The organism is Paenibacillus sp. JDR-2 (genome assembly GCF_000023585.1).
In the GTDB taxonomy this organism is placed as follows: Bacteria; Bacillota; Bacilli; order Paenibacillales; family Paenibacillaceae; genus Pristimantibacillus.
The window spans coordinates 7,032,343-7,054,234 of record NC_012914.1; the positions used below are offsets into that span (position 1 = coordinate 7,032,343).

General features: G+C 50.7%; 16 protein-coding genes. 6 read left to right on the forward strand and 10 right to left on the reverse strand.

The window, feature by feature from the left end; all coding sequences use genetic code 11:
• Positions 1–2: 2 nt before the first annotated feature.
• On the forward strand, positions 3–497 hold the full coding sequence (locus PJDR2_RS30910; RefSeq protein ID WP_015847686.1) for an 8-oxo-dGTP diphosphatase: 495 nt from the start codon (positions 3–5) through the stop codon (positions 495–497).
• Positions 498–786: 289 nt separating this feature from the next.
• Positions 787–2,064 (forward strand): serine--tRNA ligase, encoded by a 1,278-nt coding sequence (gene serS / locus PJDR2_RS30915; RefSeq protein ID WP_015847687.1) that lies wholly within the window; start codon positions 787–789, stop codon positions 2,062–2,064.
• A 378-nt stretch (positions 2,065–2,442) separates the two neighbouring features.
• Here the strand turns inward: serS and PJDR2_RS30920 are convergent, their stop codons facing one another.
• Genes PJDR2_RS30920 through PJDR2_RS30930 form a run of 3 tightly spaced genes read right to left on the reverse strand, consistent with a single transcriptional unit; the run spans position 2,443 to position 7,718 of the window.
• On the reverse strand, positions 2,443–4,215 hold the full coding sequence (locus tag PJDR2_RS30920; protein ID WP_015847688.1) for a PAS domain S-box protein: 1,773 nt from the start codon (positions 4,213–4,215) through the stop codon (positions 2,443–2,445).
• The gene (locus PJDR2_RS30925; protein ID WP_015847689.1) at positions 4,187–5,029 is read right to left on the reverse strand and encodes a CheR family methyltransferase; all 843 of its coding nucleotides are present in this window, start codon (positions 5,027–5,029) and stop codon (positions 4,187–4,189) included. The genes PJDR2_RS30920 and PJDR2_RS30925 overlap by 29 nt, the downstream gene beginning before the upstream one ends.
• Positions 5,030–5,042: 13 nt before the next feature.
• The gene (locus PJDR2_RS30930; protein ID WP_015847690.1) at positions 5,043–7,718 is read right to left on the reverse strand and encodes an ATP-binding protein; all 2,676 of its coding nucleotides are present in this window, start codon (positions 7,716–7,718) and stop codon (positions 5,043–5,045) included.
• A 238-nt stretch (positions 7,719–7,956) separates the two neighbouring features.
• Here PJDR2_RS30930 and PJDR2_RS30935 point away from each other — a divergent pair, with 238 nt between their 5' ends.
• On the forward strand, positions 7,957–9,432 hold the full coding sequence (locus tag PJDR2_RS30935) for a circularly permuted type 2 ATP-grasp protein (RefSeq protein ID WP_015847691.1): 1,476 nt from the start codon (positions 7,957–7,959) through the stop codon (positions 9,430–9,432).
• A gap of 29 nt (positions 9,433–9,461) precedes the next feature.
• A complete protein-coding gene (locus PJDR2_RS30940) occupies positions 9,462–10,424 on the forward strand; it encodes an alpha-E domain-containing protein (RefSeq protein ID WP_015847692.1) in 963 nt (320 codons plus the stop codon).
• Positions 10,425–10,489: 65 nt separating this feature from the next.
• Here PJDR2_RS30940 and PJDR2_RS30945 read toward each other — a convergent pair whose 3' ends face one another.
• The gene (locus tag PJDR2_RS30945) at positions 10,490–11,812 is read right to left on the reverse strand and encodes an alpha-L-fucosidase (RefSeq protein ID WP_015847693.1); all 1,323 of its coding nucleotides are present in this window, start codon (positions 11,810–11,812) and stop codon (positions 10,490–10,492) included.
• Between the two features lie 123 nt (positions 11,813–11,935).
• On the opposite strand from PJDR2_RS30945, the gene PJDR2_RS30950 reads away from it, so the two are divergent.
• On the forward strand, positions 11,936–12,781 hold the full coding sequence (locus tag PJDR2_RS30950) for a helix-turn-helix transcriptional regulator (protein WP_015847694.1): 846 nt from the start codon (positions 11,936–11,938) through the stop codon (positions 12,779–12,781).
• A 125-nt stretch (positions 12,782–12,906) separates the two neighbouring features.
• On the forward strand, positions 12,907–13,350 hold the full coding sequence (locus tag PJDR2_RS30955) for an SgcJ/EcaC family oxidoreductase (protein WP_015847695.1): 444 nt from the start codon (positions 12,907–12,909) through the stop codon (positions 13,348–13,350).
• 90 nt (positions 13,351–13,440) lie between these two features.
• On the opposite strand, the gene PJDR2_RS30960 is transcribed toward PJDR2_RS30955, so the two are convergent.
• The 6 genes from PJDR2_RS30960 to PJDR2_RS30985 form a co-directional block, all read right to left on the reverse strand.
• The gene (locus PJDR2_RS30960; protein WP_015847696.1) at positions 13,441–15,075 is read right to left on the reverse strand and encodes an extracellular solute-binding protein; all 1,635 of its coding nucleotides are present in this window, start codon (positions 15,073–15,075) and stop codon (positions 13,441–13,443) included.
• Positions 15,076–15,193: 118 nt separating this feature from the next.
• Positions 15,194–16,078, reverse strand: a complete 885-nt coding sequence (locus PJDR2_RS30965; protein WP_015847697.1) for a carbohydrate ABC transporter permease — start codon at positions 16,076–16,078, stop codon at positions 15,194–15,196.
• Positions 16,079–16,100: 22 nt separating this feature from the next.
• Positions 16,101–17,012 carry an ABC transporter permease gene (locus PJDR2_RS30970; protein ID WP_015847698.1) on the reverse strand — a complete coding sequence of 304 codons (912 nt, stop codon included), beginning with the start codon at positions 17,010–17,012 and terminating at the stop codon, positions 16,101–16,103.
• Positions 17,013–17,037: 25 nt separating this feature from the next.
• Positions 17,038–18,903, reverse strand: a complete 1,866-nt coding sequence (locus tag PJDR2_RS30975; protein ID WP_244935569.1) for a glycosyl hydrolase — start codon at positions 18,901–18,903, stop codon at positions 17,038–17,040.
• Entirely contained in the window at positions 18,900–20,420 is a 1,521-nt protein-coding gene (gene xylB, locus PJDR2_RS30980; protein WP_015847700.1) for a xylulokinase, read from the reverse strand. The genes PJDR2_RS30975 and xylB overlap by 4 nt, the downstream gene beginning before the upstream one ends.
• Positions 20,421–20,630: 210 nt before the next feature.
• Positions 20,631–21,770, reverse strand: a complete 1,140-nt coding sequence (locus PJDR2_RS30985; RefSeq protein WP_265525092.1) for an ROK family protein — start codon at positions 21,768–21,770, stop codon at positions 20,631–20,633.
• Positions 21,771–21,892: the final 122 nt, after the last annotated feature.

The following is a 21,892-nucleotide window of genomic DNA, read 5'->3' on the forward strand; positions in this document are numbered from 1 at the left end:
ATATGTCCATTACCTATAAAATGTATACGATGTGTATGGTTCAAGATAAGGATAAGGTACTTTTAATCAATAGGCCAGACAAAAAGGGTTTTCCCGGCTATATCGCCCCGGGCGGCAAAGTAGACTTCCCGGAAAGCCTCGTGAATGGCGCCATCCGCGAAGTGCGGGAAGAAACCGGCTTGATCGTAAAGGACATTATCTATAAGGGCCTTGAGGAATTTTGCGACCCCACCACGAACCTGAGATATATGGTCTTCAACTACCTGGCGACTTCGTTTGAAGGCACGCTGCTCGAGAACCCGCCAGAAGGCGAGCTGCTCTGGGTGAACAAGGATGACGCCCTAAAGCTTCCGATGCAAAGCTGGTTTGCGCGCCGGTTCCCGCTTTTCTTCCAGGAGGGGACGTTTGAACTGAGCTATGTATGGGATGAGAAGGTTAGAGAAACGTTGGATAAAACCGAGCGCTTCTACTCTCTTGCCCCTGTACAGCAGCATTAACCCGTAGGTTTTTAAATTCGCACTTGAATAAAAATAGCAGCATAAGCTATACTAGTAAAAATTCAAACGAAATTAGGCCGATGAAGAGAATCCAACTCGGAGGCGTTCTCGTCAAGGGGAATTACCGTTCTCCCTAAGTTAACCGGACCCGCCCGTTACCGCGGAACTAAGTGGATTAAACTTCCTGTTTAATCAATTTGGGTGGCACCGCGAGAATACAAGCGCTCTTCGTCCCAATCGGACGATTAGAGCGCTTTTTTGTATTCTTATTGAAGAGGAGCGAGTTGCCATGCTAGACATCAAATGGATTAGAAACAACCGGGAAGAGGTACAAACGGTCGCAGACCGGAAAGGGATCGCAATCTCCATTTCGCAGCTTGTGGAAGTGGATGATGCGCGGCGTAGACTGCAGCAGGAAATTGAGGAGCTTCGCCAGGAACGGAATCAGACGATCCAGGAGATTAACCTCTCCATCTATAGCAGCGACGAGAAGGATGTGGAGCAGAAAAAGCTTCGCATGAAAGAAATAAACCAACGCATCGCCAGCCTGGAGACAGAGCAGAGAGCCGTTCAAGCCGAGTACGCGGACCTTATGCAGATTGTTCCGAACATCGTATCGCCGGACACGCCGATTGGAAAATCGGATCAGGATAATGTCGAGGTAAGAAGGTTTGGCGAGCCGCCGATCTTTGACTTTGAAATCAAGGATCATGTAAAGCTTGGCGAGCTTCACCAAATGATCAACATCCCCCGCGGGGTCAAAACGGCCGGCAGCCGCAACTATTATTTGACCGGAGCCGGAGCTGCCTTGCACCGTGCGGTACAGCAGCTTGCGCTTGATTTGCTTATGGCTAGAGGCTTCACCTTGCTGGAGGTACCGCTGATGGTGCGCAAGGAAGCACTATTTAATACTGGCTTCTTCCCGCTTGGGGAAGATCAGACGTACCGGATCGATGGCGGCGACAAATATCTGGTGGGCACATCGGAGGTTCCTCTTATCTCGTTCTACGATAATGAAATCGTTGATGCGAGCAAGCCGATTCGACTGGCAGCCGCCTCGACCTGCTTCCGCAGCGAGGTGGGCTCGGCGGGCAAGGATGTGCATGGCTTATACCGGGTTCATCAGTTCTCGAAGGTCGAGCAGGTCATTATTTGCGAAGACAGCGTAGAGGCATCGGAGCAGATGCTGCAAGAGATTACGCAAAATGCGGAGGATCTCCTGCAGCAGCTTGAGCTTCCTTATCGCGTTATGGCGGTATGCACGGGAGATATGTCGCAAAAAACCTATAAGCAATTCGACATCGAGACATGGATGCCAAGCCGCCAAGCTTTCGGCGAGACCCATTCGTCGTCGAATCTGCTCGACTTCCAGGCACGCCGCTCGAACATCCGTTACCGGGATGCCCAAGGAAAGCTACGATTTTGCCATACCCTTAATAACACGGCTGTCGCTTCGCCAAGGATCCTCATCCCTCTCCTGGAGACTCATCAGGAGGAGGACGGTTCGATCCGTATTCCGGAGGCATTGCGCAAGTACATGAACGGGATGGAGCGGCTCCAGCTGTGAGGATGGTCTAGCAGGTTGCAGGCTACTAGTTGATGTACATTGCATGAAATGCAGCATATTTACCCATTTTGCTTAGAGCGATTAAATTATGCTGTACAGAGTGCATGATAATTCGCCGATTTGAGCCTATTCGCGCTAATTTCCTCTAATACCCTGCACTTCGTGCAGGATATTTCCTTTTACCAGACTAATTGCCCCATTATGCTGCACTTTGTACAACGTTAGCGAATGACTGCACTTCAAGTAACTAGTTAGCTAGCGTTGGAGCACATCGCCGAGGATACCCGTTGACGATAACGGAGGCGGCGTGCTGCCGCATAAGCGCAAAAAGACCATACTTCCCTGCGAGGCAGGAGGTATGGTCTTTTTCCCGTAAGATTACAACTTAAAATGCACAAAAAACGTCGTGCCCTGCTCGCCGGTCTGCACCTTAATGACGGCGTCATGCCGAGCGGCAATGCCGTAGCAGACGGATAAACCGAGGCCGGTGCCGCTCGCCTTGGTGCTGAAGAATGGCGTTCCCAGCTTCGCCAGGAACTCTTCCTTAATGCCGCCGCCTTGGTCCTTGACCTCCATAACGACCTGCTTGGTATCCGAGTAAGTCCTGATTTTCAAACGACCGCCTGAAGGCATGGCATCCAATCCGTTTAATACGAGATTAAGCACCAACTGGCGAATCTCCTTCTCATCGAGCTGAATCGGCGGGCATTCTCCCAAATCGAGGGCAATATCATGATTGCCGGTTAACGCCTTCGACTGAATGAGCGGGTACAGCGTCTCGATTACCGTATTGATTTGCTTTGATTTGCGGCTGGTTGGAGCCTGCGCGCCCACGGATAGAAACTCCGTCACAATGTTATGTACCCGGTCCAGCTCTTCAATCATAATGTCGGTATATTCCTTGGATGGATTGTTTCTCGACAGCTGAAGAAATCCCCGGACGGTCGTCATCGGGTTGCGGATTTCATGCACGATACCCGCAGCCATCTCTCCTGTAATATTAAGCCGGTCGAGACGGGTAATCTCCTTTTCCAAAAACACGCGCTCCGAAATATCCGTTACAACGCTTAGCAGGCAGTCCTCGCCATGAACCTGCATTACCTCGCTCGAGAGCAATCCGTCCCGCAGATCGCCCGTCTTCGTCATGTACCGAATCCGGACATTACGCGCCGGCTGCCATGGATTATGACGTTCAGCCCCCTTGTCGTCTGAGTCTAAAATATATTGAAGCATGTCCGCCGATTGATTAATGACTTCATTCCCTTCATAGCCCATCGCTTGCAACAGGCTCTCGTTCACATTGATATAACGCTTATCCTTTAATGATCTCAGGGCGATTAGGCAGGGGATCGTGTCAAAAATTTTGCGGAACCGCTCCTCCTCCATCATCTTGCGGTCGGTTACATCGCGGATCGAGCAGACATAAAGTTGCTGCCCCACGATACTTGCTCTTCCGATCTGAACGTCTACGGGGAAAGGAATCGTATCTTTGCGCAGCGCCGTTGTCTCGATTACTCTTGCGCCGTGATTCGTCTCGGCATGAAAGAAGGAGGACAGCGCCGGAACGATCTCATCGATTGGACGGCCCGCCAGCTTATCCGGAGCATAACCAAACATTTTGGCTGCCGTGGGATTCAGGGTTTGCATAATGCCTGCTTCATCAACGGTGACAATGGTATCGTTCGAAGTTTCGCCAATGACCTTCAGAAGTTCATTCTGCAGCTTGATATGCTCCTGGTATTGATAGAGCTGGACGAAAGCTTCGATTTTCATTTTTAACGTTTCGGCATGGTAAGGCTTGAAAATATAATCGATCGCTCCCACCGAATAGCCATGCTTAACATGCTCTGCTGCCTGGCTGATTGCCGTAATAAAGATAATGGGCACATGCTTCGATCGCTCTCTCATCTTGATCAGGCTGGCGGTTTCGAAGCCGTTCATCCCTGGCATCTGAACATCAAGCAAAATAACGGCGAAGTCTGTCGTCAGCACATGACGCAGCGCTTCCTCGCCGGAATGAGCGGAGTACAGCCTGTAGTTCGGGGAAGCCAGAATCGCTTCAAGAGCAATCAAATTTTCCGGACGGTCGTCAACCATTAGAATATTCACTTTGGATACGGCGTTATTTAACTTTGCGGTAAAGCTTCTCATTTGCTTCCATCTCCTTGTAACAGTCTGTGAAGCTGGTAAAAGTTATGCTCTCCTTATGCCCCAGACCAAGGAAGCCGGAAGGGGACAAGCTCTCGTAAAACAATTCATGCACGCGGTTCTGCAAATAAGAGTTAAAGTAAATCATGACATTGCGGCAAATAATGACGTGGAACTCGTTAAAGGACTCGTCTACCGCCAGGTTATGCTGGGCGAACGTAATCTTCTCCCCCAGAAAAGGACGGAATTCCGCGCGGTCGCTCGTAACCGACACGTATTCCTTAATGGATTTCCTGCCGCCTGACTGCGCGTAATTATGGGCATACGAGGCCAAGCGGTCGAGCGGAAAGGACTCCAGCTTGGCTTCCTCAATAACCGCTTCGTTCATATCGGTCGCATAAATTCTTGTCTTCTCCAGCAGTCCTTCCTCATGCAGCAGGATCGCCATCGAATAGGCCTCTTCTCCGGTTGAACAGCCGGCATGCCAGATGCGGATGCGGGGATAATCCTTCAGCCGGGGAACTACCTTGTCCCGGAATGCCTTGAAGAAGCTGGGGTCGCGGAACAGCTCGGTAACATTAATGGAAAAGTCATTAGCCAGCCGCTCGAATGCCTGCCGGTCATGCAGCACCTTCTCCTGCAGGCCGGAAATCGTCCTCAGACGTTCCGCCCGGATCCGATTCCATACTCTTCGACGGATCGTCGGCATCACATAGTTCCGGAAATCCACCCCGTAATACCGGTACAACGCCTCCAGCAGCAGTTCAATCTCCAGCTGCTCCCGTTCATCTATCGGTTCCTTCTCATTCGTAAGCATGACGCCTTACCACCTATCTGCTCAGCCAAGAATGGATGCGGGCAAACAGCTGCTCCAGCTTGACGGGCTTGCTCATATAATCGGACGCGCCCGCTTCGAGGCATTTGTCCTTATCGTCCTTCATCGCTTTGGCCGTTAAAGCAATAATCGGAAGAGTGCCAAAGCCTGGCATTTGCCGCAGCGCGCGCATAGTCTCGTAGCCATCCATTTCAGGCAGCATAATATCCATCAGGATAAGATCCACGTCCGGATGCTCCTTCAACACTTTTAAGCACGAAAGTCCGTTCTCGGCAAAAAGCACTTCTACCTGCTTGCTCTCAAGGGCGATGGTAGTGGCGTAAATGTTCCTCATATCGTCGTCGACAATCAATACTTTTTTGCCTACCCAGATCGCCTCATCCAAGCCGGCGTCCTCGCCTTCCGTCCCCATCATTCCTTCCGGTTCGGTCAGCTGGGCGACGGCCGCGGCGGATTCCTGCTGAACGACGGATGGGCCGAGGGCGCTCTCGGACGCCTCTTCACTCGGAAGAGTGAGCGTGAATACACTTCCTTTACCCGGCACGCTGGTTACATGAATAGCGCCGCCCAGCAGCTGCGCCATATTAATGCTGATCGAGAGACCAAGTCCCGTGCCGCCGTACTTCCGGTTGGTTGTTCCGTCCGCCTGCTGGAAAGCCTGGAAGATCAGCTCCTGCTTCTCTTTCGGAATGCCGATACCCGTATCGATAATAGAGAAGGCGATGCCTCCTTTTGCACGCGATCCCGACTGCGCATGGTGAATATGAAACTTTACCTCGCCCCGTTCGGTAAATTTAAAGGCGTTAGAGAGCAGGTTTTTAATAATTTGCATTAACCGCTGTTCATCCGTGTATAGCGTCTGCGGCAGATCGGCATCGACTACCGTCTTAAACGAAAGCCCCTTCTGACGGGCTACCGGTAGGAATTGCTGCTCGGCGAACTCACTTATTTCATGAAGACAGACTTTACCGTGCACGAGATCGATTTTGCCCGCTTCCACCTTCGCCAAATCGAGAATATCGTTAATCAGCTGCAGCAGGTCATTGCCTGATTGGTGAATGGTATAGGCGTATTTCACTTGATGATCGTTTAGGTTGCCTTCGGTATTGGTGGCCAGTATGTTGGACAAGATCAATAAACTGTTCAGCGGAGTCCGAAGCTCATGAGACATATTGGCCAGAAACTCGGATTTGTACTGCGAGCTAAGCGACAGCTGCCTGGCCTTCTCCTCCAGCTGGGTCTTCGTTTTCTCCAGTTCTCGTGTCTTCTGCTCGGAATTTTTGTTCTGTTCCTCCAGCTTCTCGTTAATGCCTCTCAGTTCTTCCGACTGGGTCTGCAGTTCTTCCGTCAGCACCTGCGATTCCGCCAGCAGCTGCTCGACCTGCATGCGTCCCTGCAGACTGCTAAGCACGCTTCCCAAGTGAGTGGATACCTGCTGCAGCAGCGATTGCTGAATTGGAGTAAAGGCGCCAAACGACGCTAATTCCATGACGGCAATAACCTGGCCTTCGAACTGAACCGGCATAACGAGCAGGCTTGCAGGCGACGCCTTCCCTAATCCGGATGTGATTTGAATGTAATTGTCGGGTACATTGGTCAGCAGAATGGTGCGGCTCTCCAGGGCGGCTTGTCCGACAAGCCCTTCTCCGTTCCTGAAGGAATCTACTCCGATAGCCGAATGCTGGTACGCATAAGATGCCAATCTATTCAGCTGATGGCGCCGGCCCGTGCCGTCTTTCAGATAAAACACGCCATAACTGGCATCAACCAGCGGGGTAATCGCCGTAATAAACAGCTGAGCCAGGGACTCCAGGTTATTAATGCCCTGGAACCGGGTCGCCATATCGGCAACATTAGTCTCGAGCCAGCGCTGCTCCTGCTCCAGAATGGAGTACTTGTTCAGCGTAATCGCCATTTCATTAAAGGACCGGGCAATATCTCCGATCTCGTCTTGGGAACGAACTTCAATATGCGGGATATTCGAGGATGTTTTGGATTCATGATTAAAGCCGGTAATAACGCTCGTAATTTTGAAGAGATTGCTCGTGATGCGGTGTGATAGCAGGAGTCCGATAAGCAGGGTTAACAGAAAGGTAATAACCGTAAGAATAGCCGTCAAGGCGTTAACGAAATCAACCATGGAGGCGTTCTTTGTCCGGTCCTCTTCCAGCAGCTGCTGCTGGTATTTCACAAACTTCTGGGAGAGCGGTCCTAACTGCTCGCCTAACGGGAGCGTGGTTGTTTTAAAATATGCCAAGGCGGCCGCCTGATCATGATTCTTCTCCAGGTTGGCCAGCAGCTCCTCAGAGCTTCTTACAAAAGAAGCATCGGTGGTCGCCAGCTCCTGAAAGGATTGCTTGACCTCCGGCCGGACGATTAGTTCCTCGACCTCGCCGATAAGTCCGGTCATTGCGGTATTTGAATTTCGCAGCTCCTCCATAAACTCGGGATCCTCCGTCAGCAGATACCCTCTTAAGCTGTTGGTCTGCTGTACGGCCAGGTACTGAATCTCCGTTGCCTTATTTAAGACGGCTACCCGCTGGTCAATGAGATTATCGAAGGATTGATTCAGTTTGTCGTTGTAAATGTACGCGGTTATGTTCACCGCGGCCACAAAAAAAGCAACGGATAAGAAGCTGATCAGCAGCTTGCTTCGAATCGTAAACCTCATGCATGCACCTCACTTTTTATTTCCTATATCTTACTATTCCAGCAAAGAAGTGAATATAGCAAAAATTAGAAGTAAACATGCAAAATCAAATTGTCACAAAATAGACACATTTAAGCAAGGGGTTTCGACATACATCCAGTGACCCCCTGCTCTATACTTGCTGTGTTATCCAAATGTTAGTTAAATTCACACTCTAATAGATGGAACAAGGAATAAGAACAATGGAGGGATATTAATCATGGCCATGCTAATGATGAAGGATAACATGAACCAGCTCTTCGCTGATTACGAGCATCCGGCTTTTTACGATGAGATGTTCGAGGGGCGGGGAAAAGGCAGGGTTCACTACGGGACAATGCTGCAGCGGCTGGCCAAAATGGGGCTGGAAGAGTTAAAGTCCCGCGACGCTTTAATGCAGGAGGAAATGGTTACGCAAGGGATTACCTTTACTTTATATAGCAACAATCCCGAGGATTCCTCCCGGGAAAGAACGATTCCTTTCGACCTGCTGCCGAGAATGATCACTACCGAGGATTGGGCTCTTCTAAGCCAGGGTCTCAAGCAGCGGGTTAAAGCGTTAAACCTTTTTATACGGGATATCTATCATGAGCAGAGCATCCTGTCAGATGGGCTTATTCCAAGCGACATGATTCTGAACAACCCTTATTATGTGCCGGAGATGGTTGGCGTCGATGTTCCGGGCGGCGTATATATCCCTTTATCCGGCATCGATATTATCCGCGGTCAATCCGGTGAGTATTACGTACTCGAAGATAACCTGAGAACACCGTCCGGCCTGTCTTACGTCTATAAGAACCGCGCTTTAATGACAAGCTTGTTCCCGGAATTATTTTTCGATTATCGGATTCGCAGCATTGATCGCGGCATGAATGCTCTGCTTGGCAGTCTTCGCAGCCTGGCTCCCCATTCCAAGCCCGACCCTCTTGTTGTCCTGCTGACCCCCGGCATTTATAACTCCGCCTATTATGATCACTGCTTCCTGGCGCAGGAAATGGGGATCGAGCTAGTTCAAGGCAATGATCTAATCGTGAAGGACCGAATCGTATATATGAAAAGCCTCCAGGGACTCCGGCAAGTGGATGTCATTTACCGGCGTATCGATGACGAGTTTCTCGATCCGCAGGTATTCCGCAAAGACTCCTTGCTTGGCGTGCCAGGCCTAATGGACGCGTACCTTGCCGGCAATGTCGCGCTGGCCAATGCTCCGGGAACCGGAATTGCCGACGATAAAGCGGTATATGCCTTCGTGCCCGATATGATCCGCTACTACCTGAAGGAAGAGCCCATTCTGAATAACGTTCCGACCTATATCCTGACACGGCCCCATGAACGAGAATATGTCCTGTCCCGCCTCTCCGATATGGTTGTCAAAGAGCGGTCCTTGTCGGGCGGGTACGGCATGCTGATCGGCCCTACGGCTACGGAAGAAGACATTAAAGCTTTCGCGGAGAAAATCGCCCGGCATCCGGAGCGCTATATCGCTCAGCCTACGATAAAGCTGTCCTGCTGCCCTTCGCTGACTGACGGCCGCGTCGGTGCCCGGCACATCGATTTGCGTGCTTTTACGTTTATGGGCTCCGATTCTTCTTATGTGGTCCCGGGAGGATTGACCCGCGTCGCCCTTCAGGAAGGCTCGCTTGTCGTGAATTCCTCGCAAGGCGGCGGAACAAAGGATACATGGGTGCTAGGGTAATAACACCAACTAATGATGAGGTGATTGAGATGATAAACCGCTATGCGGAATTATTGTTCCTGATCGGGCGCTGCCTGGAACGGGCGGACAATTATGCCCGAATCATCAATATTTACTACAGTATGCGCCATGAGCTGAAGGAAACTGACGAGGGTTACGCCTGGGAGCGGCTCGCTTCGGCCGTCGGCCATACCCCTGAGCTGAACAATCAGGCTAATGAGTGGGTTGTCCTTCATGATCTGACTTTTGACCGGACGAATCCGGACAGCATCTACTCCAGCATTCAGCAGGTTCGAAACCATATTCGCACTCTCCGACCTTTGCTTCCGGGGGAGCTGTGGGATATTATGAACACCTTCTACTTATGGCTGAAGGAGCAGGATGTCAGCAAGCTGATGCTGCAGTCTCCCTATCTGTTCTATAAGCATATTAGCGAGCAGTTGGCTCTGTTTAACGGTACTGCCGACGCTACGATGGTACGGGGACAGAATTGGAACTTCATTCAAACCGGTAAATTTGTGGAGAGGATGAATGGCACGGTCGGGATCATCCATGCCACCTACCGGAATATGCAGCAGGACGAGAAGCTGCTGGATGAGGAGCTCCGCTATAACCGTTTTCTTGTTCTGCTGAAATCCTGCGGCGGTTACGATGCCTTCCGCAAGTTTCATGCCCACCATGTACGGTTGACGGAGGTAACCGAGTTTCTTCTGCTCAACGCCGAATTCCCCCGTTCGGTCCGGTTCGGCATCAATTCGCTCGCCAGCTATATTGAGAGAAATCCATTGCTGCATCATTCCATAAAGAACTTGTCCATTCAGACCAGCGATGTGTTGTCGAGCATCCGGGCGGGCAAGCAGCGCCATGGCGATACTATTACGGAAGAAGTATTGCTCCTCCTTCAGCAATTGCAGCTTACCGTAAGCGATCTTGGCCTGTTATTCGCCGAAATTTGCTATCAGGAGGAAGCGCCGGTTACGGTAGAGGTTTGAAAGGGCTGCCAATAAGGATGGGATGTAAAAAAGGAGCGGCTGTTCGCACAGCCGCTCTTTGGGTTCTATTCCTCGTCAATCAGCGTAAGCTCCACAACGGTATTCCGCTCATCCGGGAGCGGATAAGTAGCCGTCTCCGGTCTTGCGAAGTTGAAGAAGGCATCCTTCTCGAACAGATGCACATTCCACGGACGAGTGACAAATACCTCGGAGCCGTCGGACAGCAGTCTCGCCTGCTTCACGCGGCCGGCCAGACCCACGAGGCCGATTGGTCCGATGCTTTCCTCGAGCAAATGCGCGTATAGCTTGTTTCCCTTGCGCGTGTACCGGCCCCACTCCGGCTTAGGAAGACCGGCTTCCACGCAGCCGTAAATGCTGTCGCCGTTCTTGCCGAGCCATTCCCCCACTTCCTCCAAAATGTCCAATGACTCGCGCGGGATCTCTCCTTTGGCATTAGGTCCAACATTGAGGAGCAGGTTGCCGTTCTTGCTGACGCACTCGACCAGCTTGCGGATAACCGTCTTGGCTGACTTGTACGTATAATCAGACGCGCTATAACCCCAGTTATTATTTAGAGTAATGCAAGCTTCCCACGGTATGGAGTTGCCCTCTTCATCCGTAACGCCGCTTGGCGGAATGATCTGCTCCGGAGAGGCAAAGTCCCCCGCGTACAGGTTCGGATTATTCGTATAGATCGATCCGCCCCCTTCTCCGCCCGCATCCAGACGGTTGTCGACGATGATATGCGGTTGAATGGAACGGATCATCTCCATCAGCTCGGTTGCGCGCCAAGCTTCGCCCTTCATCTCGTCATAGGAGAAATCGAACCACATAATGTCCAGCTTGCCATAGCCGGTAAGCAGCTCGCGCACCTGGCCGTGCATATAGTCGAGATAGCCCGCGAACCGTTCCGGACCGCGCTTATACGCCTCATTGTCTCGCATCGGGTGATGACGGTCGCCGTATGCCGGATAATCGGGATGATGCCAATCCAGCAGCGAGTAGTACAGCCCCACCTTAAGTCCTTCCGCGCGGAAAGCGTCCAGGAACTCTCTGACCAGATCTCTACCGCATGCCGTATTGGTAGACTTATAATCGGTCAGCTGGCTGTCGAACAGACAGAAGCCGTCATGATGCTTGGCAGTAAGCACCGCATACTTCATCCCTGCCGCTTTGGCTGCCTTTGCCCACTCCTTCGGATCGTAACGCTCCGGATTAAACTCGTCGAAGTAGACCTGATAATCCTCGACGCTGATCCGTTCCCCGTTCCGAATCCACTCCCCGCGAGCGGGAATTGCATACAACCCCCAATGAATAAACATGCCGAACCGGTCCTGCAGGAACCACTTGGTTCGTTCCGTACGCTGCTCGATATTTGATTGACTCATACGACTAGATCGCCTCCAAAAGCTTAGGTTATACCCCCTAGTCTAGCGGTCATTTGTGATATGATATAGGCAGCAAATTAGCTTGTATGGGGATTAGATTAACCTAATTCGAGGTGTCGCTTCATGTTGCTCAATTCTAATTACGAGTTTCTTAACGAAATGCTCCAGCATCTGCAGGTTCATCTGGAGGAAGCTTATTATACCCAATGCTCGCCCCAATGGCGCGAGCTTGATTATATCCCGTCCTACAATAAATTTTATCTGATCTGCGAGGGCGAGGGTTGGTTGAACATCGACGGCCAGGATTACCGCCCCGTTCCCGGGCAGCTGGTCCATATGCCCGCTCATGTTCTGCAATCCTACTCCGCTGTCAGTGACCGCCCTTATTCAAAATACTGGTGCCATTTCACGGCCACGATGGGCGAAATGGATCTGTTCCAGTGGCTGGAGATTCCTCCTATTCTCGACATCTCTCCCGACCATACGGATAGCTTGACGAAGCTGTTCCGGGAGCTGGTAGAGTTGTATCAGAATCGCTCTTACCTGGCAAGAATACGGGAAAAGGCCATTCTGCTCGAAATTATCGCCTTGTTTCTCTCGCATTCCGATACGCATCTGAAATTCGTGCCGGGGCGGCTTGGCGAAATCGAGAGGCTGAAGCAGATTGAAGCATTTATCGAAGCTAATCTGTCCGAAGCTTTGACGCTGGAGCAGCTTGCGAAGCATGTCCATCTCCACCCCAACTATCTTGTCCGTTATTTCAACAAACATTTCGCGGTTCCGCCGCTCAAATATTTGAACCGCAAACGGATGCAGAAGGCCAAATCTCTCCTGGGCACAACGGACCTTGCGATTAAGGAAATTGCCGAGCTTGTCGGCTTCCCCGATACGAACCATTTCGCCAAGGCATTCCGCAAGGAAGCCAGCTGCTCCCCGACGGAATACCGTCACCGTGCAGGACGGAACTGATAGGCCAGCTCTTTGTTCCGACCAAAGTCTGAGGCAGCTTCCTTCCTACGGGCGATTATCTGGCTGCAGGATTATTTTATAATCAGTGGCAGAGAGAAATGTCTGGAAGGGAAGGATGGATGCCAATGCCGGGTCAACAAGAGGATATTCAAGCCATTCATAATGTATTTCGGTCCCTGTACAGGGCATGGGATCAGGGCGACGGCAAGGCTTATAGCGCGTTTTTTACCCCGGATGCCGACTATGTCACCTTCTTTGGCGAGCATCTGAAAGGCCGGAGCGAGATTGATAGCGCTCATCAAGCTTTATGGGACGGCCCGCTGCGCGGATCCAAGATGATTGCGGATTTGCGGGAAATGAAGCTGCGTTTTATTTCGCCGGACATGGCTATTGCGCATGCAACCGGATCCGTTCTGATGCGTTGGCAGAAAAAAGCGCCCGCGAGCCGCGACTCCATTAACACCAACGTGCTGGTGAGACAAAACGGGGAATGGAAGATCGCCGCCTTCCACAACTGCCGCATCAAAAAGCTGAATGGGCTCATCCGGCTTTTATTCCATTTGAAGTAGCGTGCGAAAAAAAAAGGAACCAGCTGACGGCATCGCCGCAGATGGTTCCTTTTTCCTTGGAATAATGGCTGTCGAATTTAGATGTCTGCCTTATTGATTCTTAAGATATCGGGTGTAGGCTTCTTGCACATAACCGATTAATTCATACCAGCCTGCTTTATCGAGATCCTTCAGATATTTATCCCATTCCTGGTCAATGCCGCCGTCCGTTATCCACTTGCGACGATTATTGTCCATCAGTTGATAGACTTGAGCGGAGAGCAGCGCCATTTTATCTGCTACTTCCGGCTCGTAGAAAATGGTGTGCGGAATATAAGGATCGTTCAGATGCTTGTCTATGAAACCAACGGCCTTCATGTCATCCAATAGACGCTTGGCGTCCTGCGGATATTCCACCACGGTATCATAGTAATCCGTCAATACGGCGACAGGCGAACCCCCGCCAATCGTATTCCGGCTGCGCATTTCGCTATACGTCTTCAATCCGTCCTTTAAATCGTCAAACACCATAACTCCCGCGTCATTCTTCTTGTACTGATAGCCGAGCGGGCCCCAGTTGGTCTGAACCGACCAGCTCGGATCGTACAGGCCGTCCGCCCATTTCAGAATTCTCTCCGGATTTTTCGCTGCCTTGGTCAGAACGAAAGCTACCGGATTATGCATCTCGACAAGGTTCTCGCGCGTTCCGAATTCTCCGCCCGGACCTGTCAGATAAGGTACGGCTACATAATCCTTGGCACGTTCCTTATCTACCATATCGCTGATCGAGAAGGTCAATACACTGCCGACGATGACATCCGGATTACGCAATTTGGCTTGCAGCTTCGGACTGTCCGTAATCAGATACTCCTCGTCAATCAAGCCGTCCTTGTACATGTCGTGCAAGTATTTAATACCGGTCTTGTAGGCCTCCGTAGTGGAGGTACTGAACACTTTACCGTTCTCATCCACGCCAAGGCTGTCGTTGCGGTCTGCTTGGCCCCATAGCCCAAAGAACTGGCCGAAGTCGTTGGCGTTGCGCCAATGTCCAATGCCTGAGGTTACATCCTTGTTGGCCAGCGCCAGTCCGATTTCATCCTTCTTACCGTTGCCGTTCATGTCCGATTCCACGAACTTCTTAAGCGTATCGCGGTATTCGTCGATTGTCTTGGGAATCGGCAGCCCGAGCTTATCCAGCCAAGGCTTGTAAATATGCAGGATGCCCTGGTTGCTAATTAGGCCGAACATCTCCTCAATGTAAGGCAGTCCATATATGTGGCCGTCCGGCGCGGTTATTAACGACTTGTATTCCGGCCGCTTCTCCAATACCTTGGAGAAATTCGGCATATCTTTAATGTAATCCTCGATCGGAAGGAAGATGCCCTGATCCACATTCTTCATGATCATGCTGGTGTTCAGCGATTGCATGAACGCCTCAGGCAGATCTCCGGTGGACAGCATCAAGTTTATTTTCTCTGAGGAGGACTCTTGCGGTATTTCCTGCCAATCAATATCGATGCCCGATACTTTTGTGTAGTTTTTGTACCAGATCATATCTTTTGCAGGAAGATTTTGCGGGCTTTTAGGACGAACGATGCGGATGGGAGCTTCAGAATTACCCTTTGCATTCGCGGATTCCGCTGTCTTGTTATTAGCCGAAGATTCATTGTTGCTGCCTGACGAACAACCCGCCATAATCCCCGGCAGCATAATGGCCGTGCATAGAATAGCGACTATCTTCTTCATTGTTTCTCTTCTCCCCTTCACTTGAATTAAGTTGACTCCCCGATTGCAATGGATGACCAAGACTTAAAAGCGCGCATTCACCTCCTTGCCCGAGTATGGAACAGGGACAAACACGCCATTAGCCTTTAATGGAACCGATCATGACCCCTTGCGTGAAATACTTTTGCAGGAACGGATATACGGTAAGCAAAGGAAGACATGATGCTACGATAACGCCATACTTCAGCTGCTCTGCAATACGCTGGCGTTCGGCCATGGACATTGCGTCCGACAGCATCTCGTTTCCAACCTCGTTCGTAATCAGTAGGTTCCGCAAAATAACCTGCAGCGGGAATTTATCATCGCTTGTGATGTAGATCAGCGGCTCGAAGAACGAGTTCCAATGCCCGATGCCATAGAATAGAGCCATGACCGCCACGATGACTTTTGATAAAGGCAGAACAATGGACAAGAAGAACTTGAAATCCGAGCAGCCATCCATAACGGCAGCTTCCAGCAGTTCATCCGGAATGGTGCTCTGGAAGAAGGTGCGCGTAATGATAATGTTCCACACGGACGCGGCAGCAGGCAGAATCAATGCCCACATGGTGTCCATAATTCCAAGCTTATTTATGAGAAGGTAGCTCGGAATAAGTCCTCCGCTAAAGAACATCGTAAAGATGAACAACAGCATGATTGGCTTCCGGCCAACCAAATCTTTTCTCGAGAGCGCATAAGCGCCGGTAAGGGTGAAGACCAAATTAACCAGGGTGCCGCACAAGGTATAAATAATGGAATTTAGATAACCGGTCCAAAGCGGCTTGTAGTCGAAAATCTTCGCGTAACCTTCCGTATACAAACGTTCCGGCAGGAGCAGAATTCCTCCGCGATTGACGATGTTGGGATCCGAGAATGACGCAACAACGATGAAGTAGAGCGGATAAAGGATACACAGCGTAATCGCTGCCATAAGCGTGTAGTTGAATACGGTGAAAATTTTGTCGCCCAGGGACAAGGATTTCATTTGTCTTGATTCCTCCATTCAGCTACCATAAGCTGTTTCCGGACATTTTTCTGGATGCGTAATTTGTAAAGATAAGAAGCGTAAAGTTAATTATCGAATTAAATAGGCCAATCGCCGTAGCAAAGCTGTACTGCGCATTAAGCAAGCCAACCTTGTATACATAAGTGGAAATGATCTCCGACACCGGCAGGTTCATGCCTTGCTGCATCAGGAAAGCCTTCTCCCAGCCTACGGACATGATGCTGCCGATGCCGAGAATGAAGAGAATCGTGATCGTCGGAAGAATGGACGGCAGATCGACATTCCAGATCCGCCTCAGCTTCGTTGCGCCGTCAACCGTGGCCGCTTCATGCAGCTCCGGGTTGACGCCGCTTAACGCCGCAAGATAAATAATGGCGCTGAAGCCCATTGTCTGCCAGATGCCCGAGGAGATATAGACCGTGCGGAACCATTCTTCCCTCGCCATGAAGTTGACGGCTTCGCCGCCAAACAACGTTATGAAATTGTTGATAATCCCCGTGCTGGGAGCTAAGAATACGTTCAGCATGGACACGAGGACGACGGTAGAGATAAAATACGGTGCATAAGTAACCGTTTGCACAAATCGCTGCGCAAGCCGGTTTCGAATCTGATTCAGCAGCAGGGCGAACAGGATGGGAATGGGAAATCCGATTAACAGCGAAAACGCGCTTAGCTTAACCGTGTTCGTTACGATCTGCTCGAAGACAAAAGAATCAAAAAAGGCTTCGAAGTGCTTCATCCCAACCCAAGGGCTCCCGATAATGCCCATGCTGGATTTAAAATCTTTAAAAGCGATGATAATGCCGTACATGGGGACGTAATGGAACAACAAGATGTACAAGACGGACGGAAGGAGCAGCACGTAAAGCTGCCATCTCCTCCGCATATTAGCCAGCATCCCATTGCTGTGCATGGTGCATTCCTCCTTGTTACCTGCTCTAAACCGATCGAATCGTGATGTTATGGAAGCTTACCGTTCCGAATTGGGCAAAGAATCGCAGATAAGCATGTTCTCTGTTAATACGGCTGATGAAGGTTCGTTTACCGTTTACGCAAATGTCGATGAAACCTTCCTTTACGGTCGCCTCAACATGGACGCGGCCTTCTAATTCCTTCACGTGATAGATGGACGAAACCTCATCCTCCTGGAAGCCTACGCAGACCGTATCATGAACGCCAAGCTTGCGATTGGAAGGCTCAAACCGGATATCGCTGCCTTGTTTGAAATGGGAATCCCCCGCTACGGAAAACCCGTAGAACATTGTAGGGTGCTCGGGAACGGCCTCGAAGGTCAGCTCATAGTCGCCCTCCACCTTTCCGAGCAGCTGCTCGGAAAACCCGTTTAAGTTGGATAAGGAAACGAGTTCTTCTTGCCGTGTCACAACCTGGCTTGTTAAACCGGCAAACTCGGCAGGCAGCTTCAGTCCAAGCGATCCATCCTCTTCCTGAACAAGCTCCCGGATGATCAACTCGCCGCCGTATCGTCCCGGTCCGGACAAGAAGCCCGTAACCATTCTTCTTCCTCCAGGGAAGGCGGCCGTCTTCGGTACACGCAATTGAACGCTGTCAATCGTATCCATCGCCGGACGCAGCCAAGGTCCAAACGGCTCTTTGGAATACCGGTAGCGGGCGAGACCGTCATTGCTGAAGATCAGGTAATATAAGCCGTTCCATTCAAAATAATCCGAGCACTCCGGCTCACCGTGGTAACCCGGCACGATAAACGGTTCTTCCTCCTGCCAATTCCGCAGATCGCTTGATACAAGATGGGCGAGGCATCCCTCATGCTTGACGCCGTCTACTAAGCTTGTCGTAACCAGCATGTGATACACGCCCTGTTCGTCCTTGAATACATGAGGATCACGGACGGAGGATAGCAAATACCGGTTAGAGATGTTTATGTAAGCCTCGGTCTTGGTAAAGGAAATGCCGTCGTTACTAACCGCATAGGTCAATTGGGCCGGTGAGCCGTCCACTGCCCGAACGGCGTAAAAGGCATAATAAACGTCGTTCTCCTTCAGAACGGAACCTGTGCAAATGGACCCTTCCCATTCCTCTGTCACGGCAACAGCCATAGGGTGATGCGTCCAGTCTTTCAGATCCTTGGTCGACATATGCGCCCATTGATGCGCGCCCAAGCTCCATTTGCTCGCATGACCCCGACGATCGAACAGGTAGTAGACATGGAACGTTTCCCCGTCGAAATAAGGCATGCAATCGCCAACCCCGGTATTGAATCCCCTTGGCTTCCAGTACTGGATGGATTCCGGCTCCGTTCCCAGGTACAGCGTCTCCCGGCTTTCCAGACCTGGCTTATCTTGAATAAGGCTGCCGCGCTCTTCTTCTGTCAAGGCGTAAGCCCAGATTGTCGCCTTAAGCGTCCCATCAAAGCACTGTGCTGCTGCATTCTCCAATTGAACGGAGCCCATCGGCCAGTCCTCGTCAATCAGAACGCCGTCTACGAACAACTCGACGATGTGTCCGCCATAGCGAAGCAGGAGATCATGCTCGCCCGCGCCAATCGCTTGCCATGGAACGGATAACGTCAGCGGTTTGTCTTTGGCATCCGTATGGAAGTCAACAACCAGGAATAACCCTTTGCCTTCCGCCTGTTCTTCGGAATAGAAGCGAATCGCGGCGGCTTGTGCATCGCCTTGAATGCGGAGCAGCTCCTCGCTTTTGTCTCCTCCCCTCACAGATGCTCCAATTGTCAGTGCTTTGAGATTTCCCAGGCTCAAGGATTGCTCAGCCTGTTTATTCTTAAGCTCGATAAAGTTGCCGCCACCAGTAGCGTTCATCATCATTTTGACACTCCATTCACATTAGTATTGTTATTCAGCATGGGAAAGAGCTCCCGGTTAATCTCGTAAAGCTTGCTATAGACGGTATAGTATCGGTCATAAATCGCCTGGTTCATAGGGTCTGGGCGCACGGGACTTTCGTGCAGCTTAACGACGGTTTGGCAAGCCTGCTCAACGGAATCATACAGCTTCGCGCCAACTCCGGCCATGATTGCCGCACCCACGCATGCCTGTTCCTCCGTCATGCTTACATAAACATCCTGATGCAAAATATCGGCAAGAATCTGGCTCCATAACAGGCTCTTCGCACCGCCCCCGGAGATGATGATTCTCTCAAGCTCAACCCCAAGCGAACGAATAATCTCCACGCCGTCGCGAAGCGAATAACATACCCCTTCAAGCACCGCTCTTATCAGATGCGCGTCCTTGTGTTCCAATTTGAGCCCGAAGAACATCCCGCTTGCTTGCGGATCCATATGGGGAGTTCGATCACCGGTCAGATAGGGCAGGAACAGCAGCCCCTCGCTTCCCGCGGGAACTTCTTTAGCCATCCGGTCAAGTGCCTTGTAATCCTGCTTGTTCAAAACCTGGGAAGCCAGCCACTTCAACGACAATCCCGCGCTCATCGTCGCCCCCATCAGATACCACCGGTTTGGAACCGCGTGAACATAAGTATGCGTCCTAAGCTTCCTATCATAGGCCGGCTGATCAATAGCCGTAAACAGCTGCCCTCCGGTTCCGATCGTAACGGAAAGGTTGCCAGGTTTAATAATACCGTTTCCAACCGCTTGCATGGCTTGATCCGCCCCACCGTATACAACGGGAGTCCCCGCAATGAAATCGCTTTCGGATTCGGCCGCTCTTGTAACGTATCCCGCTATCTCCCATGGATTACCGATCTTCGGAAACATACTGCTATCCAGTCCCGCTAATGCGATCAATGGATCCGACCATCGAAGGGATGCCGTATCATAAGCCGACGTGCCGGAGGCATCCGTCGTGTCCGTGCCGATTTCACCGGTCAACCGGTAACGGACATAATCCTTCGGCAGCATAACCCGGTCTATACGGCTATAGATTTGGGGTTCATTTTCTTTGATCCACATCAACGAGAGGATAAGAAATCCGGTCGACACGGAGTTCTGAATCATATGTCCTAGCTGTTCCGTCGTAAGTCCGGATTCCAATATGGCCTTCTGAGGGATTGACCGCTGATCGCACCATATAATGGATGGCCGAAGCACCTGACCTTCTTTATCTAGCGCCACCAACCCGTGCATTTGACCGGAAAACCCAATTCCCGCTAACGCCCCTCCGTCTATGCCAGCTCCCGCCATTGCTTGAGCGCTTGTCTTCTTAACCAACTCCCACCATTCATCCGGATTCTGTTCGGCGTATCCTGAGACAGGAATATTGATGTCATACTCCATCTGCGCAAATCCGAGTACCTTGCCTGAAGGATCCATGATCATGGATTTCACGCTTGAGGTTCCGATATCAATCCCCATCAGTAACGACATGCTGCGGCCTCCAATTAATGAAACATTGTTTATTTTTACTGTTTACATTATTACTATAAATGCATTTATTGATTTAATCAAGTAATAATTTTTCCATCCCTTTTCTCGTTTTCCAACGATCTACTTGAACTGCTTTATGCGGAGGTAAAGGAGGCATCAAAAAAGCCCGGTCAGATTTCTCTGACCGGGCTTCCCATACGGATATATATTTTAGCTTTGCTTCAAATAACTAGAGGGATTATCCAATATACTCTCAATCGCTACGATTGCCGAGCCGACAAGCATCGTATCCATGTCGTCTGAAGCAAGCTCTATCGTCAATTGACTATAGACATCGGGCAGTACATGCTCCTTAATGACCGATTTCACCGTATCAAGAAGCAAATCCCCGGCTTCAGCCATTTCGTCGCCCAGAATAATCCGATCCGGATTAAAGGTGTTTATGATGTTAACAAGACCAAAGCCAAGATACCACGCAGCTTGTCTAACCGCTTCTCTCGTCTCGCCGCTCTTGACCTCCTTCAGCTCTTGCCATATCGATTTCAACGAGGCATGTTCTTTTTTTAAGGTTTGCAGCAAAGCCGAGGTCGAGCAATATAGCTCAAGACAGCCTCTATTGCCGCATTCGCATTGCTGGCCCTTGTAATCGATACTCATATGGCCGATCTCACCCGCCATACCAAGCGATCCCCGGAATACTTTTCCTTCGATGACGATTCCTGCTCCCACGCCTTGGCCTGCAGCCACGTAGATCATAACGCCCTGTTCCTGAAGGGGGGTTCCGAACCACCAATGCGCAAGCGCCCCCGCCTTGGCGTCATGCTCCATATAGACGGGGAGCTCGAACTCTTGCATTAGCTCCTCCTGAATGTTTATTTTCTCCCACCCCGGAAAATACGTCATCAGACCGATCCGGCCCTCGTCCCGAAGCAGCGGACCAGGGGTAACCACGCCAATCGCTATCACATTCCCGACAGCATTTGATTGCATCATATCCCGAATCAGTTCCTTCATGCGATTGAAGGCATTGGTTGAACCGTCAGCCATGTTGATGGGAATTTGCTGTCTCTTGTATTCGCTGCCCCCCAGATCATACAACGCAACCGTTATCGACTTCCTTGCGAGCCGGATTCCAATAATCTTGTAAGGCTCGCAATTCAGCTTGATACCGATGGAACGCCGCCCTTTCTTACCTTCTATCACACCCGTCTCTACCACAATCCCCCAACTGATTAACTCATTAATGATATTCGTAATCGTCGACTGATTAAGTCCAGAATCTTGGGTTAATTCCGCCCTGGAGCATACCTCCCTTCTTCGCATGAGGCGAATGACCAATGAACGATTCATCTCCTGTACATCTTCAAGGTTAGTCCCTCGCTTTGTCTTCGTTACAATCACAATATCTCCCTCTCACCCTATATATTTGTTCAATTATTTCATTGAATGAAATAATATACTATTTTCATAAA